Consider the following 15338-nt stretch of genomic DNA (forward strand, 5'->3'; position numbering starts at 1 on the left):
TAATAGAGTGAGCGAATCCATAAAAAGGAGGAAATTTAAAATGAAGGTCGGATTAATTGGTGACAGTTTAACAGAAGGTCGTCCAGGTGTTTCTTTTTTTAGTATTTTGCAAGAGAAATATCCAAGTATCACGTTTATCAATCTTGGAAAACCAGGAGAAACCATTAAAAGTCTGTATACACGTTTGGATAAAACGAAATTAGACACTAATTATGATCTAGTATTTCTTTGGATTGGGGTTAATGATGTTTATTCAAAGTTATTAAAAATTCAAGCACAACCTATTGCAAAAGACCATGAGGAATTTAAAGCATACTTTCATAATGTACTAGATATGATTCGTCCTTCATCTAAGCAAATTGTTGTTGTATCGCCAGCTGTCATAGGAGAAAACACAAATAATCTATCTAATAATGAGCTTAGAGAATTAACTTCCATAATAGAAGAGGCTAGTAATCACTCGAAGGTAAGCTTTTTGAATCTAAATGCTATATTTGAAAAACAGTTGGCCCAACGAAGCTGCTCTGATTACATTAGTACAGATGTGTTTAGCGTTATGAAAGATGTACTCTTTTATAAAAAGCCTAAGCGGATAGACCACTTATCTAGTAAACGAGGACTATTCCTGACATTAGATGGAATCCATTTAAATAGTAATGGTGCAATGATTGTAGTAAAAGAATATTCGTCCATAATTGACCGGGTCTTATGAAAAGTTAGGGCGCTGAAAATACGTAATAAAAGGTTCTAGTTAAATTTGGAATGGGGTAGTTCTTGGTTGTCATTAGACGGTTGGCTAGGATTATAAACAATCAGTGGGTGAAGTAGTAAAACCCCACTGATTGAGGTCTTATTTAATAGGCAATTTAATAATGAAAGTTGTCCCCATATTCTTTTCGCTAGATACATCAATTTGACCACCATGTAGTTGTACTATAGTTGCAACTATAGAAAGACCTAATCCTGTTCCTACAGTCGATCTCGTACGTGCTGTGTCTACCCGATAAAAACGGTCAAATATTCTTTCCATATCTTTTTCATTTATTCCAATCCCATTATCGCTAAATGTTATCCAAACCGAATTCTCTTTATCTTCTATCGTAATGACAATACTTCCATTTGGTTTATTATATTTTATTGCGTTGGATAAAAGGTTGTCCCAAACCGTATTTAATAGGGATGGATCACCATGGATTTTTACCTCAGGTAAGGTGTACTCAAGCATGATTTCTTTTTCGTTTATTATCCACTTGTAATTTCTGATTAGTTCTTTCATTTGGTGTCCAATATCTACTGTTTCTTTTTTTACAATATCTTCGTTTTTGTCTAATGATGCTAGAAGTAATAATTGTTTTGTTAAGGAAGATAGCCTTCTAATTTCATCATTGATGATGGAAATATATTGAACTTTCTCTTCCTTGGTTATGGATTCGTCATCTAGTAAGTTGGTATACCCTTTGATATTGGAAAGTGGGGATTGAATATCATGGGAAATGTTAGAGACGAATTCCTTTCTCATGTCATCTACTTGTTCAAGTTTTCTAGCCATCATAAGAAAACTTTGGGTAAGCTCTCCTAATTCATCATGACGGGAAGTACGTACCTCTACATTAAAATCACCTTTTGCAAGTGATTTGGTTGCTGTAGTAAGCTGGGAAATCGGCTTTACTAAATACTTGGTGCTAAATAATACAAATAGAATACTTAAGACAATGGTTAATACAAGTAGCCATCCAAATAATAGATGCATTTCATTAAATAAAAGCTTGATATCTGGTCGTAGGAAAAGTGCATAGTTTTTCCCATTATGTGTGATTGGTACTCCAATCGAATTCTCGAGTTCATTAGCGAAAAACCCTGTTACAAAAGTCTCTTGTGGAAAATGTAGAATACCGTGATAAATATGTCCGTTTAGTACCTTTTCTTTGGTTGAATCAGAAAGTGTAGTTACTCTATAGGCTGAACCAAAAAATACTTCTTTTCCTGAACCATCTACTAAATAAAATTGATACCCAACAGAAGAAAGGTGAGTCAGGTATTCTTCCAAATCTATGTTGGGATGGTCTTTAATATATGATGAGATGCTTATCGCTATATGGGTGTTTTTCTCGTCATTTTCGGGTTTTAACTTTTGTTGATAATATGTATTGGATATTAAAAAAGCAAGAACACCGCTCAAAATCATGATTCCAATGGTGATAACAACAAATTTAGTATATAGAGACTTCATCCTTGTTTTACCTCTAATAAGTAGCCAACCCCGCGTACTGTTTTTATTTGAAAATCATCTGTTAGTTTGGAAAAACGTTCTCTTAATCGTTTAATATGGACATCCACGGTTCGTTCATCCCCATCAAAATCTAATCCCCAAATTTGCTCAATTAAGTGATTTCGAGTAAATACCTGCAAAGGATTAGAGGTTAGAAAATATAGAAGTTCAAATTCTTTTAATGGTAGTAAGATGGTTCGGTCTCCAATTTGGACCTCGTAGTTATTTTTATTAATTGTCGTATTTCCTAGTCTGATAATCGATTCATCGGGTTGTTTTTTATATCGTCTTAGTAAAGCTTTGATTCGAAAGAGTAATTCTTTCGGTTCAAATGGTTTTACTAAATAATCATCCGTACCAGCGTGAAATCCTTCTTCCTTATCCTCAATTTGATTCTTGGCCGTTAGAAGGATAACGGGGATATCATATTTTTCTCGAATTTCTTTTGTTAGTGTAAAACCATCCATAAATGGCATCATAACGTCGATGATGGCTAGGTCACATCGATTTTTAGTGAGGATGTCCAGAGCCTCAATTCCATCCTTTGCTAGATGAATTAGGAAACCGGCTTGAGAAAGGTGAATGGATACGAGCTGTAATATATTTTTATCGTCATCTACAATTAGAATACGTGTCATTTTCAATTCTCCCTGTTACTAGTTATGATTCCAAAATACATTTGGAAGTAATTATAATCAAATAGAAAGTTGTCGTAGAGTGTACCAATTATAACCAAATTTGCTACAATAATCATAACATAGATAAGTTTAGCGGTTTGATTGAAGGAATAGTGAACGGATGTGAAACCATGAAGTATGGCAAAATGGTACAAGGTATACTGCACAGAAAAGTAAATCGATTCATCGCAGAAGTTCTTATCAATGGTGTGATGGAAAAAGTACATATAAGGAATACGGGTCGATTGAGAGAATTGCTAGTACCAAATGCCGAGGTGTATCTCGAATTAAGTAATAATCCTAATAGAAAGACTAGATTTTCCCTTGTCGCAGTTATGAAGGAAAATCGTATAGTAAATATAGACTCACAAGCACCAAATGTTGTGGCTTATGAAGCAATAAAAGCTGGGGGAATACCGGAGATAGGACATGTGGATAGTTTGAAAAGAGAAGTGACCTATGGTGATTCACGATTTGACCTTTTTTATGAAAAGCAAGGCATGAAAGGATTTATCGAGATCAAAGGAGTTACTTTAGAAGTAAATGGTTTAGCGATGTTTCCGGATGCTCCTACTGTAAGAGGGACGAAGCATATAAAGGAATTGGTGGAAGCAAAGCGTGAGGGATATATGACTACTATTTTGTTTGTGGTGCAAATGCAAGGCTGCCAAGCTTTTACTCCCAATATGGCAATGGATGAGGAATTTGCTAATGCACTAAATGAAGCTTCGCAACAAGATGTACAGATATTGGCTTATGATTCGATTGTTAAGGAGGATGAGCTGAATTTGAACAGGTCAGTTACCGTCTTGTTGTGATAGTAGGGGCGAAAAAGTGCCGAGGAACCTGGGACTGTGGTTACTCGTCCCAAGGAAAGATAAGTCCCCATGGCTCTAGGAAGGTAGTGATAAGGTGAAATCTTATTGGTTGTGGCTTTTGTTTAATGTAATTGTTTGGTTGTTTGCATTGCTTTATTTTGATCAATCTAATGGGGAAATGATATGGAAACTATTTGGAACAGCATTATATTTTATTGTATTTTTCATCACTCCCTTAGTTAAACATAATCATAATTATTTATTAACTTTATTAGGAATAAATACAGTCATTACAGTTCTCATGATATATCCTATTTCTGATGTGTCGTTTAATCCATACCTTATCCTTATCTTGTCACTCGTTTTAGCAGAAGGTTTTTACTACTTGCACCTAAGGCATAGCTTCATCTTAGGAGGCTTTAGTTTCATTGCTATCATGGTGACTACTTTCACCAGTGAACTATTACTTTATATACAGATTTTTATCTTTCTGTATTGGATTTTATTGGTAGCAGCAATGATATTTTATAAAAAGACGAAGGAGCATTCCGATGATTTAGAAGCCCGATATGATGCACTGATTAGTGAATATCGTAGTTTAAAACGAAGAAGGGTTTCTGAGGATGAAATTACTAGGCAAGAGGAACGGATGTTGATTGCTCATGAAATTCATGATTCAGTTGGGCATAAACTAACCGCTTTACTCATGCAGTTGGAGGCGTTTCGTCTTGAAGTATCTGAAAAGGATAAAGAGCATGTACAATCATTGAAGGAGCTTGCAAGTATGAGTCTTGAAGAGACGAGACGTGCGGTGAAATCATTGAAGACAAATGAAACGGGAGGACTCCCAGGTGTATTACGATTAATACGCAAATTGGAAATGGAAAGCTATATGCGAATTCACTTTTCCGTTAAACACGGGGCTTTCACAGCTCCATTAACAGGAGAGCAAGCATTTGTCATTTATCGTTCCGTTCAGGAGGCACTTACGAATACAATGAAGCATAGCACGGTTAGGGAAGCGGAAATCATGTTTGAAGCACCGGGTGGAAGTATTTTTCGCTTTGAAATTAGTAACCCCATTAGTGAACACCACCCGTATCAAGAAGGATTTGGGCTCACCTCCATGCGAGAGCGGTTAGAACGATTTGGTGGTGGTTTGGAAGTTTTTCAAACGGAAGAACAGTTTATTGTTCGTGGGTATCTAAAATTGGAATAGGTGGGTTGCGTATGATACGAATATTACTGGCAGAAGATCAAGTGATGGTAAGACAAGGATTAAAAAAGATGATTGAGTCAGATGAAGTGATGAAGGTCACTGGAGAAGCGAATAATGGAAAAGAAGCAATCGACTTTTGTGAAAAACAGTCTTTTGATATTGTCATCCTTGATATACGTATGCCTGTTATGGATGGAATTGAGGCGGCAAAGGTCATTGCCTCTCGCTGGTCCAATACAAAAATATTAATCTTAACGACGTTTGATGATAATCAATATGTTTTGGAATCATTAAAAATTGGTGTGAGTGGGTATGTTTTAAAAACTGGAGATACCGAATCCTTGTTACGGTCTATTCGTAGTGCATTAACAGGTGGTCTTTCGATTGAGGATCAGGTGGCTGCAAAAGTTATGCCACTCCTTTTGAAACAGGAAACAACAAAGGAGCCTGATCCGACTCTAACCCCTAGGGAGAGAGATATTTTAAAATGCATTGGTGAAGGGTTAAGTAATGGTGAAATTGCCGAACGACTGGCAATTTCTATTGGAACTGTGAAAAATAATACAAGTCAAATTTTAAATAAACTCATGTTAAGGGATCGAACACAGCTTGCCATCTATGCCATTCACCATAATTTAGTGTAAATAAATGATAGAAGTAATGGTTATTAAGAAACATCGTGACTGGAGATAGTGGTGACGTTGTTTCTTTTTTTGTACAGTAATATTAGATTATCCAATCAGAATATAAGGAGTGTTCCTATCATGCTCGAAACTGTTAAGCTTAGTAAAACATTTAAAGAAAAAAAAGCAGTAGAGGAAATAGAACTTTATTTACATGCAGGAGAATCGGTTGGCTTACTTGGACCAAATGGAGCAGGGAAATCGACAACAATTTCGATGATCTCTTCATTAATGAAGCCAACTTCCGGTGATGTTAAGTTGGATGGAAAAAGTATTATCAAAAATCCTTCAGAAATTCGAAAAGTACTAGGGGTAGTCCCACAAGAAATTGCCTTATATGAAGAATTATCAGCCTATGAGAATCTGAAGTTTTTCGGGAAAATTTATCATGTGGCAAAAGAAGTGTTAGAAAATCGGATTCAGGAAGTATTAGAGATGGTTGGTCTGAAGGATCGTCAAAAGGAGCTTGTAAAGACCTTCTCGGGTGGTATGAAAAGACGAGTAAACATTGCAGCAGCTTTATTGCATAAACCAAAGATTCTCATATTGGATGAACCAACCGTTGGAATAGATCCACAATCACGAAATCATATTTTAGAAACGGTTCGAAAATTAAATGAAATGCATGGTACCACCATACTGTATACGAGTCATTATATGAAGGAAGTGGAGCAGTTATGTAATCGGGTGTACATTATGGATCATGGCAGAGTAGTTGCTTCAGGGACTAAAACAGAATTATTAAGTATATTATCGACGGAAGATACGATTCAAATTCAACTTAGTAAAAAAAGCGATTCATTACTAAACACGATTAAAGCAATCGAGCACGTCCGCCGCGTAGATGAAACAACACAAGGAATTCGTATTATTTCGAAAAAGGGAAGTAATATCCTATCTGACCTTGTACATGCAGCGGAAAAAGAAGGGATTCAAATTATCCATTTCCAAATGGAAGTACCAAGTCTAGAAGATGTCTTCCTTCATTTGACAGGAAAAACATTGAGAGATTAATGAGGAGGTAATCGTATGGGCTCATTTATAAAAAAAGATTTACTCGTTTTTTGGAGAGACCGAAAAGAAGTCCTGCTTTCACTATTACTTCCGATTGTACTTATTGCAGTATTAAACATAGCTTTATCAGGTTTGTTTAATAGTGATGAAGACTCCATTAACATTCATGTTGGCATAGTTGAAGAAGATAATTCCTCAATTGGAATGGAACAATTTGAAGAAGCCTTAAATCAGCTGAATATATCTCAGGTGGAACAAGAAGCAGCTCTAAAGCAAGCTCAGATGCTTGATCCAAGTAAGACGGTTCGTGACTTTTTCAATAATCCTGAACTACAAGATTGGCTTCACACGCAAAATATCAGTGAGACGGAAGCAATCAAACTAGTTGAGGAAGGAGAGTTAGACGCTTTCGTAAAAATTCCAGAAGGGTTTACTTATGAAGTCCTTTCTTCGATCATCTTTGATGAGGAAGCGGATGTTGGGTTGACTATCCATGCGGATGAACAATCAACAGAGTTAACTACCCTTCAAAATATGGTGAATAATTTTGTAGACTCGGTTAATTTGCAATTTGCTCTTGGAACTTCTGCTGGGACTGATAGCTTGGAACAGCTACTACCTCAAGGGGGAAGTGAGATAATGGAAGGGGTGGAAATGTATAGTTTTTCTCAATATATAACGATTGCAATGAGTGCACTTTTTTCTTTATTCATCGCACAGACTGTTGCAATGAAAACAGTCACCGAAAAGAGAGAACGTGTCTTTAATCGGATTATTTTGGCGGACAGTCACCCTTTGCAATTTTTAATAGGAAAAACATTTGCGACATTTTGTCTCTCTTTATTGCAAATTACCTTAACGTTTACGGTGAGTCAATTACTGTTTGATATATTTCCAGATAAGTCAATGCAATTTTGGCTGGGAATTTTGATCATTTTTACTTTATTTGCATTATCGATAGCGGGTTTATCTGCCTTATTTACAAGTATCTCTTTAAATCTAAGGGATGAAAATGCAATTAGTGGAATTTTTACCGCTATTATTATGGGGATGGCAGTACTTGGAGGAAGTTTTGCTCCTATTCAAAGTCTTCCTGCGGTACTACAAAAAATTGGGGAATGGACACCAAATGGTTTAACACAGACAGTCCTTTTAGAGTGGATACAATTTACCAACCCAAGTGATTTGATCATACCAATTATTGTTCTAATCGGATTTTTTATAGTCTGCCTTGCAATAGGTATGTCTATTTTTCCAACAAGGGGGCGTAACTAATGAACCCAGTTTTTATGGCACAATGGATGAAGGATAAACGCAAACCATATCTTGTTCTCTTATTTATCGGTTTAAGTATTATAGCAACATTAATATTTGGTAATGTGGATTCAATGGGGCGAACTACCGTTCCTGTATTTAGTTCAGAAACAGGAGATGTGAAAGTTGAAGAAAAATGGGTACAATTATTAAATAATCATGATTCTTTTGAATTTGTTGTGATGGATGAAGAGAAAGCACGTGAACAGGTCAAGGAAGGAAAGAGTGATGTAGCCCTTCGAGTGATGGAGAATGACTATCGGTTAGTTACAGCGTCTGAAATGCCAATAGTACATCTGATTGAACAACATGTTCTACAGGTATTTACAGAAGAGGCACATTTAGCTGCAGTTGCGGGGGACATAGATACAATTGACTTAAGAAATGAAGTGGAAGAATATATGGATAGTCCCCCGATAAAAGTTCAAACCCAGTCTCTAAATGGCGGGGATATTTCAAATTATGACATGGGAATGCAGTTATTATTTGCTTTTACCCTGTTTGTAGCAATGTTCACCATTGGTTTTAAAGTAAATGGAATTACAGCTGATAAAGTAAGCGGAGTATGGAATCGGTTAATTCTTTCTCCTGTAAGTAAAACGAAGATGTATGTTGGACATTTGCTTTATAGCTTTTGTGTTGGATTTATTCAAATAAGTTTGGTATTTCTCATTTTTAACTATATCATTGGATATGATTTGGGAAATCTTGCAATGATATTGACAATTGCTGCATTCTTCGCCCTTAGTATGGTAAGTGTAGCTATGTTAATTACAGGAGTTGTAAAAACACCGGAACAGTTTTATATGGTTTATCCGTCCATCATTCCAATTATACCGGTTGTCAGTGGTGTCTATATGCTGCCAGGAACCATCACGAGTCCCATTCTGCAATTCATCGGAGATATATTTCCGCTTTCACATGGTGTGGAAGCAATGATCGACGTAGCTTTATTTAATGCAGGGTGGAATGACATCTTACTACCGATAGCATTTATGATGCTGATTGGAGTATTGGCTATGGGAATAGGGATTAATATGGTGGAGCGTAGGAAGTAAGTTTTCTAATGAGCGTGAATCCGTCTTAAAAAATACCTTCACTCCAGTAATTTGGATGAAGGTATTTTTCTATTACTGGTATTTGCAACTTGGGGAATTACTTTTGCTATTGGGAAAGTTCTAGAAGTTTTTCATCGTGATCAGCAACCTTGCGTAGTAAAAAGTTGATCGTTTTTTGAGTGTCTGTTACGTCCATGCGAATTCCATCGACCTTTGTATCTAATTTGTCGAACTGTTTATCGATTTGATCAAAACGTTTTTCAAACTTTTCTTCCATTTCTACAAACTTTTTGTTGCTTTGTTCCGAGTAGTTTAAAAGCATTCATGATTTCCTTAAACATGGTCTCCTGCTCCATTCTTATCACCTCTTTGTTTATTTTATAATTGAATGTCCTCAAAATACTAGGTGATTTAGCAAATCTTGTCGAAGCAAAATTTGACAAACAACTCTTTACTCATGAAGTAGAAAGGATTATCATTTAACTAAGACAAGTAATAAAAATCTGGACTGATGAGGCGATATAATGTTTGAAAAGTTCAAGAAGAAAAAAATAAATCAAGAAGAAATTGAAACAGTAAAACAAAAAGCTGAAGCTATAGATGAACAAGAAATACAAAAACATGGTAAGCACTATTCCGATGATAAACTTTGGAATAAGATAAGTAAGTTTGCAAAGAAGGCTGGATCATCAGTGGTCTATGTAGTACTGATTTTATATTACACATTGCAAAAACCTGAAATTCCGGTAAAGGTGAAGGCTACAATTTTGGGAGCACTTGGTTACTTTATCTTGCCTATTGACTTAATACCGGATGTTGCTTTTGGTGCAGGCTTTATTGATGATTTAGGAATATTGACTGCTGCATTAATACAAGTGGCGGTTCATGTTGATGATGAAGTAAAAGCGAAAGCAAGAGAAAAGCTAGAGAAGTGGTTTGGAAAAGAAGTAGATACCTCGGATATCGATGCGAAGTTAGAGGGGTAGCCTTATCATAGGGGCTACTTTTTGTATAGGAAGGATGGTAATTGGTGGAACATGGTTTTAAAGTAAATTTTGAAAAATTATATTCGGAAAGTAAAGAGGAGCAATACGAAGCATTTCAAAACATTATGAATTTGATTACTCATAAAGTAGACTGGGCGTATGAGGTGTGGGATGAATTAGTAGAGAATCTTACACATCATAATAACCATGAGCGTTCTAGAGCAGCACAATTTTTATGCGGATTAGCAAAAAGTGATCCGGAAAAACGAATCCTATCCGATTTTGAGGCTATCTGGAATGTCACATACGATAAAAAGTTTGTTACTGCACGTCATACATTGCAAGCTATTTGGCAGGTTGGTCTTGCAGGGGAAGAGCAGAAAGAGATACTTTTAAAACATCTTGTTAACCGATTTAAGAACTGTTCGGATGAAAAGAATTTTACGTTAATTCGTTTCGATATCATTCAAGGATTAAGAAATTTGTATGATGAACGGAACGAGGAACGGATGAAGGAAATTGCTCTAGGTCTTATCGCTGAAGAGACGGACGAGAAATATCAAAAGAAATATGCAAAAGTTTGGAAGAACATCTAAATAGATGAGCAGCCTCTTTTTTTTCAGAGGCTGCTTATTAAAATTCGGGTAGATTACCTAGGTTATTCTCCGTAATCCCATCTGGTTCACTACGTATGATATCACGCCCATATTTATGAAAAACATCCACATGGGCAAGTTTTCCAGCCTTTGCTTCGTCAAGTGCGGTGATGTAATCAAGTTCTTTACCTGAATTAGTTTTAAATGCAATAAGATCACCGTCATCATTTTTTCGAACTGCTACAATCTGGTCTTTCCCATCTGCAATATTTCCTTTCGCATCTGGTTGCTGTTCATGTTGAGTTCTATATTCATTATAAATTTGTTCAAAATCTTTTTCAGGCATGATTGAACCTCCTTATTGTGAAATATCCTGATGTATTTGTTTTTTTATTTCTTCTGGATCTGTATCACTATATTTCTTCGTACCATGCCCACCGGTTTGCGCAAGCATTGCCTTTACCTCGTTATAAGAAAGCCCCGATTCAGCATTTTTACGTTTTATTTCTTCAATATCAGTACCAGCTACAGTTAAATTACGATTATTTTCCATGTTAATTCTCCTTTCGATAGGTTATTTTGTGCTATATTAGTCTTTAATATGAAAAGCTGTAGTTGCTTTAAATTTCGTAGTTGATGGAACTATGTGACGTAACCAGAGCCCTGTCAACCAGAACATGTGCCCGACTCAAGGAAACATGAGCCCATCAAATGAGAGCATGTGCCCGACTCAAGAAAACATGATCCCTGTCAACTAGAGCATGTGCCCGACTCGAGAAAACATGAGTCCATCAAATGAGAGCATGTGCCCGACTCAAGAAAACATGAGCCCATCAAACGAGAGCATGTGCCCGATTCAGGAAAACATGAGCCCAGTCAACCAGAACATGCGCCCGATTCAAGAAAACATGAGCCCATCAAACCAGAACATGCGCCCGACTCAAGAAAACATGAGCCCATCAAACGAGAGCATGCGCCCGACTCAGGAAAACATGAGCCCTGTCAACCAGAACATGAGCCCGACTCAAGAAAACATGAGCCCATCAAACGAGAACATGCGCCCGACTCAGGAGAACATGATCCCTGTCAACCAGAACATGAGCCCGACTCAAGGAAACATGAGCCCATCAAATGAGAGCATGTGCCCGACTCAGGAGAACATGTACCCTGATCAAGATAATAAGGAACTTGTTACTGCGCAGTTTATATAATTACGAAAGTAGGGGAGAGTTAGTATGAGGGCAAAAGCTACGTTTGTTTTAGTTATGCTTATTTTTGGAAGCCTTGGATTATTTGTGAAAAATATTAATTTGTCCTCGAGTGAGATAGCGCTTTTTCGCGGGGCAATTGGAAGTGTATTTTTAATTGGTGCAAGTATATTTATTAAGCAAAAGGTGAATGTAAAGTTAATCTCAAAACGGAATGTAATCTTACTTATCCTTTCTGGTTCAGCAATGGGGTTTAATTGGATTTTTCTATTTGAAGCCTATCGTTTCACAACCATTCCAAACTCCACACTTAGTTACTATTTCGCACCAATATTTGTTATGGTGTTAGCGCCATTTTTGTTAAAAGAAAAATGGACAACGAAAAAAGCGATTAGTATTTTATTTGGGTTTGTGGGATTGTTTTTAGTTATCCAACCAGGTGTGGTAGAAATAAGTGGCAATTATAATCATCCAGTAGGTATTGGCTATGGTTTGTTGGCTGCAGGACTTTATGCAAGTGTCATTCTGATTAATAAATTTATCCGGAATTTGTCGGGTTTTCAAACGACAATTATGCAGCTTTCAATTGCAACGATTGTCATGTTTCCCTATGTTTTAATGACCCAGGAGATGGATTATTCAGGAATTGACATGACTTCAGTACTATTGATTGCTATTTTTGGAATTGTACATACTGGAATTGCCTATCTTTTATATTTCTCCTCCATGAAAAAGTTAAAGGCTCAAACGATTGCTGTGCTAAGTTATATTGATCCTATTTCAGCAGTTGTGTTTGCTACACTTTTCTTAAATGAAAATATGACTGCTGTGCAGATGCTCGGTGGAGCGTTGATATTGGGGGGCACATTGTTGAGTGAGATTTCGGTTAAGAGTTGGAAGAGGGGTATTAAGAAAGTTATTTAGATGAAAGTAATGTAAAAAAGTTATGATTGGAGTCTAATGAGTCAGATCATTTTTTAAGAGGACAAAATGCAGTAAAAAATAATGGTAAGGCAACTCAATTGTTTCTGAAAATATAGAAGAAGTAATGCAAAAAACTTTTATGTACACCGCTGATCATTCAGCGGTTTTTTCAATTACTTATAGGCTTCTACGGTATAAACATTACCTGCATTCCAAATCAAATATTGTGAAATACCTTGGTCGTTTAAAGCCTGAATTTGTTTTCGTATATCATCTGCAGAATAAGCACTTAAATAGTCAAAGTCTTGTACCCATGGGCGAATGCTAGCTACGTCTTCCCCTTTTTCTTCAAGTTTGCCGTTACGGTCTTTTGCATCTTTCATAGCTCGATTCATTATTTCGTATGGAGCGCGGTCTGGGTTTGGAACACCATATGAACCAGGTGCATAATGTGATGGGTAGGTCATTGGTGAAATGTAGTCTACATGTGGTGAGATGTTTTCCCAAACTTGGCCGATTCCCATGTCGTCTGATGCGGTTGTAACTAGGCCAAATACATCTGCTGAGACATATACTGGATAGTTACGTAAATGGTTTTCTGAATATTTTAGGAAGGCTAATATGTTGTCTGCCTTAGTGAGATTTTTTGGGTTATCAAAAGTTACTTCTTGGTCAACTTGTTTCGCTCTTTCAGGGAATCGAATATAGTCATATTGAATTTCATCGAATCCACTGTCACTAGCTTCCTGGGCAATGGAAGTGATATATCCCCAGACCTCCTCTTTGTAAGGGTCAACCCATTTTGTGCCGGCAGCGTCCAGCCAAACCGCGCCGTTTTTTCTTTTGATGGCATAGTCATTTTTTTTGTCTGCCAAATAGGGGTCTTTAAAAACGACAATACGTGCAATGGTATAAATACCAGCATCTTTAAACTGTTGAATTAATTTATTTAAATCCTTCGTTGCTGGACCTGCGTCTGAACCTATTTGATTGGCAAGTTCGATATTGGAATCGTATGTGAGTTTGCCATAGTCATCCTTCACATCGATAACTGCTGCATTGAGGTTTGTGTTCTTTATGAGGTCAATGTATTTTTGAACATTTTCCTCGGTTATGGAAGTTCGATTAAGGTAAATACCTTTCACATCCACTTTCTCTGGCTTTTCAGAGTCTTTTGGTATGGGAATTTCTGGTGTGTTTTCTAATGATTTCGTGTTCCTAGTTGTTTCATTTGTGGAAGAAATTTTTCTAATACGGTTTTCTACATTTTCTGTTGTGCTCTTAGGGCTATTGCCTATGGTGGTGTCTTTATCTATACGATCGTCTAACTTTGTATTGGACGTTGTTTGATTATCATTTGGGGTTGTAATTTCTGGTGTAGCTTGTTGTTCTGATGTGCATCCTACAAGTAGGACAAAAAGTATGATGGAAATTATTCTTTTTGCCAGTTTAATCCCTCCTTTTGTTATTACGTTGTGCTCTTTTAGATTTTTTGATTCGAGTTATAAATTAGCAAATGCGAGTGATTTTTCATGTACATGATAATGGCGTTATAAGGGTAAAATAGGGGAACCAAATAAAACCTTTGGGGGAATGTTTATGGCATTTTTGCAGCTTGTTAAAAAAGGGAATACTTCTTCAGGTGTGGCTGCGATTGGTAATCTTTTTCTTGCTATTATTAAAATTATTGCTGCAGGTGTAAGTGGTAATGGGACAATGTTTGCTTCTGCTATGCATTCCTTTGCTGATTCCATTAACCAGGCATTTGTATTTTTCGGTAGTGTGCTTGCTGAAATGAAGCCGTCAAAACGATTTCCGACTGGTTTTGGGCGTGTCATAAATATATTTTGCATGATTGCTGTTATTGTTGTTACAGTAATGGCTTATGAGACGATTAAAGAGGGGTGGCATCTAATACAGCATCCGCAGGAGTCAAGTAATTTTTGGCTGAATATCGGAATTTTGGTTGCAGCCTTTTTTGTAGACGGATTTATATTAGTAAAAGCGATGAAGGAAATAAAGCATGAAGCTAAATTAGAAAACGAAGGAAATCTATTTGCTTCTGCTTTTAAAGGGGCTAAAAAAGCTTCACCAGCAACACGACTTGTTTTCTACGAGGATTTAGTGGCTACTTCTAGTGCCATACTGGCCATCATTGGAATCGTACTTTCACAGTATTTTGATATACTCCAAGCAGATGGTGTTATTTCTATTTTCATTGGTCTTTTAATGCTCTTTGTAGCCTATCGAGTTGGTTATGACAATATGGTAGGTTTGATTGGTGTAACAGCTCCTGCGGATGTGGAGAATAAGATTGCTGCCGATCTCTTAGTCGAGGAAACGGTTGTTGATATTTTTAAGTTACGTGTAATTCAAGAGGGAAGAACGTTTCATGTTGATGTGACAGTTGAGCTTATAAAAGGTTTAAGCTTAGCAGAGGCAGATGATATAAAGTTCCAATTGACTGATAAGTTACTTAGAGAATCAGATATAGCTGATGTAGTCCTTGGGATAATTGAGGACGATGACAAGAAAACTTGGAAAGAAAAACAAGAAAAAACATAAAAGCGAA

The 15338-nt window shown here is 36.6% G+C and carries 18 protein-coding genes; 12 read left to right on the forward strand and 6 right to left on the reverse strand.

Translation table 11 applies throughout. The features are described 5' to 3' along the window. Positions 1-40: 40 nt before the first annotated feature. Positions 41-712: a GDSL-type esterase/lipase family protein gene (locus tag K332_RS0120435; RefSeq protein ID WP_026909147.1), complete on the forward strand. Its 672-nt coding sequence runs from the start codon at positions 41-43 to the stop codon at positions 710-712. 138 nt (positions 713-850) lie between these two features. On the opposite strand, the gene K332_RS0120440 is transcribed toward K332_RS0120435, so the two are convergent. Both K332_RS0120440 and K332_RS0120445 read right to left on the reverse strand, forming a co-directional pair. After that, the gene (locus K332_RS0120440; protein WP_026909148.1) at positions 851-2230 is read right to left on the reverse strand and encodes a sensor histidine kinase; all 1380 of its coding nucleotides are present in this window, start codon (positions 2228-2230) and stop codon (positions 851-853) included. Beyond that, a complete protein-coding gene (locus tag K332_RS0120445) occupies positions 2227-2907 on the reverse strand; it encodes a response regulator transcription factor (protein ID WP_026909149.1) in 681 nt (226 codons plus the stop codon). Before K332_RS0120445 ends, K332_RS0120440 begins: the two co-directional genes overlap by 4 nt. Before the next feature lie 170 nt (positions 2908-3077). Here K332_RS0120445 and sfsA point away from each other — a divergent pair, with 170 nt between their 5' ends. The 6 genes from sfsA to K332_RS0120475 all read left to right on the forward strand — a co-directional run bounded on the left by sfsA (position 3078) and on the right by K332_RS0120475 (position 9052). After that, the gene (sfsA, locus tag K332_RS0120450) at positions 3078-3764 is read left to right on the forward strand and encodes a DNA/RNA nuclease SfsA (protein WP_026909150.1); all 687 of its coding nucleotides are present in this window, start codon (positions 3078-3080) and stop codon (positions 3762-3764) included. A gap of 94 nt (positions 3765-3858) precedes the next feature. Continuing rightward, on the forward strand, positions 3859-4983 hold the full coding sequence (locus K332_RS0120455; RefSeq protein WP_026909151.1) for a sensor histidine kinase: 1125 nt from the start codon (positions 3859-3861) through the stop codon (positions 4981-4983). A gap of 11 nt (positions 4984-4994) precedes the next feature. Continuing rightward, a complete protein-coding gene (locus tag K332_RS0120460; protein WP_026909152.1) occupies positions 4995-5627 on the forward strand; it encodes a response regulator transcription factor in 633 nt (210 codons plus the stop codon). A gap of 120 nt (positions 5628-5747) precedes the next feature. Further along, on the forward strand, positions 5748-6680 hold the full coding sequence (locus K332_RS0120465) for a daunorubicin resistance protein DrrA family ABC transporter ATP-binding protein (RefSeq protein WP_026909153.1): 933 nt from the start codon (positions 5748-5750) through the stop codon (positions 6678-6680). A gap of 15 nt (positions 6681-6695) precedes the next feature. Continuing rightward, entirely contained in the window at positions 6696-7955 is a 1260-nt protein-coding gene (locus K332_RS0120470; protein ID WP_026909154.1) for an ABC transporter permease, read from the forward strand. Continuing rightward, positions 7955-9052 carry an ABC transporter permease gene (locus K332_RS0120475; RefSeq protein ID WP_026909155.1) on the forward strand — a complete coding sequence of 366 codons (1098 nt, stop codon included), beginning with the start codon at positions 7955-7957 and terminating at the stop codon, positions 9050-9052. Before K332_RS0120470 ends, K332_RS0120475 begins: the two co-directional genes overlap by 1 nt. 106 nt (positions 9053-9158) lie before the next feature. On the opposite strand, the gene K332_RS0120480 is transcribed toward K332_RS0120475, so the two are convergent. After that, positions 9159-9374 (reverse strand): hypothetical protein, encoded by a 216-nt coding sequence (locus K332_RS0120480; RefSeq protein WP_026909156.1) that lies wholly within the window; start codon positions 9372-9374, stop codon positions 9159-9161. Positions 9375-9576: 202 nt separating this feature from the next. Here K332_RS0120480 and K332_RS0120485 point away from each other — a divergent pair, with 202 nt between their 5' ends. Further along, positions 9577-10038 (forward strand): YkvA family protein, encoded by a 462-nt coding sequence (locus tag K332_RS0120485; protein ID WP_084288200.1) that lies wholly within the window; start codon positions 9577-9579, stop codon positions 10036-10038. Between the two features lie 44 nt (positions 10039-10082). Next, on the forward strand, positions 10083-10634 hold the full coding sequence (locus tag K332_RS0120490) for a hypothetical protein (RefSeq protein WP_026909158.1): 552 nt from the start codon (positions 10083-10085) through the stop codon (positions 10632-10634). 37 nt (positions 10635-10671) lie between these two features. Here K332_RS0120490 and K332_RS0120495 read toward each other — a convergent pair whose 3' ends face one another. Both K332_RS0120495 and K332_RS0120500 read right to left on the reverse strand, forming a co-directional pair. Continuing rightward, positions 10672-10980, reverse strand: coding sequence for a DUF3892 domain-containing protein (locus K332_RS0120495; protein ID WP_026909159.1), 309 nt, complete (start codon positions 10978-10980; stop codon positions 10672-10674). Positions 10981-10992: 12 nt separating this feature from the next. After that, on the reverse strand, positions 10993-11187 hold the full coding sequence (locus tag K332_RS0120500; protein WP_156914250.1) for a gamma-type small acid-soluble spore protein: 195 nt from the start codon (positions 11185-11187) through the stop codon (positions 10993-10995). Between the two features lie 229 nt (positions 11188-11416). Between K332_RS0120500 and K332_RS0120505 the strand changes: the two genes are divergently transcribed. Together K332_RS0120505 and K332_RS0120510 are read left to right on the forward strand one after the other, a co-directional pair. After that, a complete protein-coding gene (locus K332_RS0120505; RefSeq protein WP_156914251.1) occupies positions 11417-11845 on the forward strand; it encodes a hypothetical protein in 429 nt (142 codons plus the stop codon). 24 nt (positions 11846-11869) lie between these two features. Continuing rightward, positions 11870-12766 carry a DMT family transporter gene (locus K332_RS0120510; protein ID WP_026909162.1) on the forward strand — a complete coding sequence of 299 codons (897 nt, stop codon included), beginning with the start codon at positions 11870-11872 and terminating at the stop codon, positions 12764-12766. A 173-nt stretch (positions 12767-12939) separates the two neighbouring features. Here K332_RS0120510 and K332_RS0120515 read toward each other — a convergent pair whose 3' ends face one another. Next, on the reverse strand, positions 12940-13911 hold the full coding sequence (locus K332_RS0120515; RefSeq protein WP_051359565.1) for a putative glycoside hydrolase: 972 nt from the start codon (positions 13909-13911) through the stop codon (positions 12940-12942). Positions 13912-14365: 454 nt separating this feature from the next. Between K332_RS0120515 and K332_RS0120520 the strand changes: the two genes are divergently transcribed. Next, a complete protein-coding gene (locus K332_RS0120520) occupies positions 14366-15331 on the forward strand; it encodes a cation diffusion facilitator family transporter (RefSeq protein ID WP_026909164.1) in 966 nt (321 codons plus the stop codon). The last annotated feature ends 7 nt before the right edge of the window (positions 15332-15338 follow it).

It is taken from the genome of Paucisalibacillus globulus DSM 18846, from assembly GCF_000482485.1.
Lineage (GTDB): Bacteria > Bacillota > Bacilli > Bacillales > Amphibacillaceae > Ornithinibacillus > Ornithinibacillus globulus.

Excerpts from the sequence above, each read along its gene's own strand:
- K332_RS0120435 (WP_026909147.1), top strand. The coding sequence starts at position 41 with ATGAAGGTCGGATTAATTGGTGACAGTTTAACAGAAGGTCGTCCAGGT.
- K332_RS0120440 (WP_026909148.1), bottom strand. The coding sequence starts at position 2,230 with ATGAAGTCTCTATATACTAAATTTGTTGTTATCACCATTGGAATCATG.
- K332_RS0120445 (WP_026909149.1), bottom strand. The coding sequence starts at position 2,907 with ATGACACGTATTCTAATTGTAGATGACGATAAAAATATATTACAGCTC.
- sfsA (WP_026909150.1), top strand. The coding sequence starts at position 3,078 with ATGAAGTATGGCAAAATGGTACAAGGTATACTGCACAGAAAAGTAAAT.
- K332_RS0120460 (WP_026909152.1), top strand. The coding sequence starts at position 4,995 with ATGATACGAATATTACTGGCAGAAGATCAAGTGATGGTAAGACAAGGA.
- K332_RS0120465 (WP_026909153.1), top strand. The coding sequence starts at position 5,748 with ATGCTCGAAACTGTTAAGCTTAGTAAAACATTTAAAGAAAAAAAAGCA.
- K332_RS0120470 (WP_026909154.1), top strand. The coding sequence starts at position 6,696 with ATGGGCTCATTTATAAAAAAAGATTTACTCGTTTTTTGGAGAGACCGA.
- K332_RS0120475 (WP_026909155.1), top strand. The coding sequence starts at position 7,955 with ATGAACCCAGTTTTTATGGCACAATGGATGAAGGATAAACGCAAACCA.
- K332_RS0120480 (WP_026909156.1), bottom strand. The coding sequence starts at position 9,374 with ATGCTTTTAAACTACTCGGAACAAAGCAACAAAAAGTTTGTAGAAATG.
- K332_RS0120485 (WP_084288200.1), top strand. The coding sequence starts at position 9,577 with ATGTTTGAAAAGTTCAAGAAGAAAAAAATAAATCAAGAAGAAATTGAA.
- K332_RS0120495 (WP_026909159.1), bottom strand. The coding sequence starts at position 10,980 with ATGCCTGAAAAAGATTTTGAACAAATTTATAATGAATATAGAACTCAA.
- K332_RS0120500 (WP_156914250.1), bottom strand. The coding sequence starts at position 11,187 with ATGGAAAATAATCGTAATTTAACTGTAGCTGGTACTGATATTGAAGAA.
- K332_RS0120505 (WP_156914251.1), top strand. The coding sequence starts at position 11,417 with ATGAGTCCATCAAATGAGAGCATGTGCCCGACTCAAGAAAACATGAGC.
- K332_RS0120510 (WP_026909162.1), top strand. The coding sequence starts at position 11,870 with ATGAGGGCAAAAGCTACGTTTGTTTTAGTTATGCTTATTTTTGGAAGC.
- K332_RS0120520 (WP_026909164.1), top strand. The coding sequence starts at position 14,366 with ATGGCATTTTTGCAGCTTGTTAAAAAAGGGAATACTTCTTCAGGTGTG.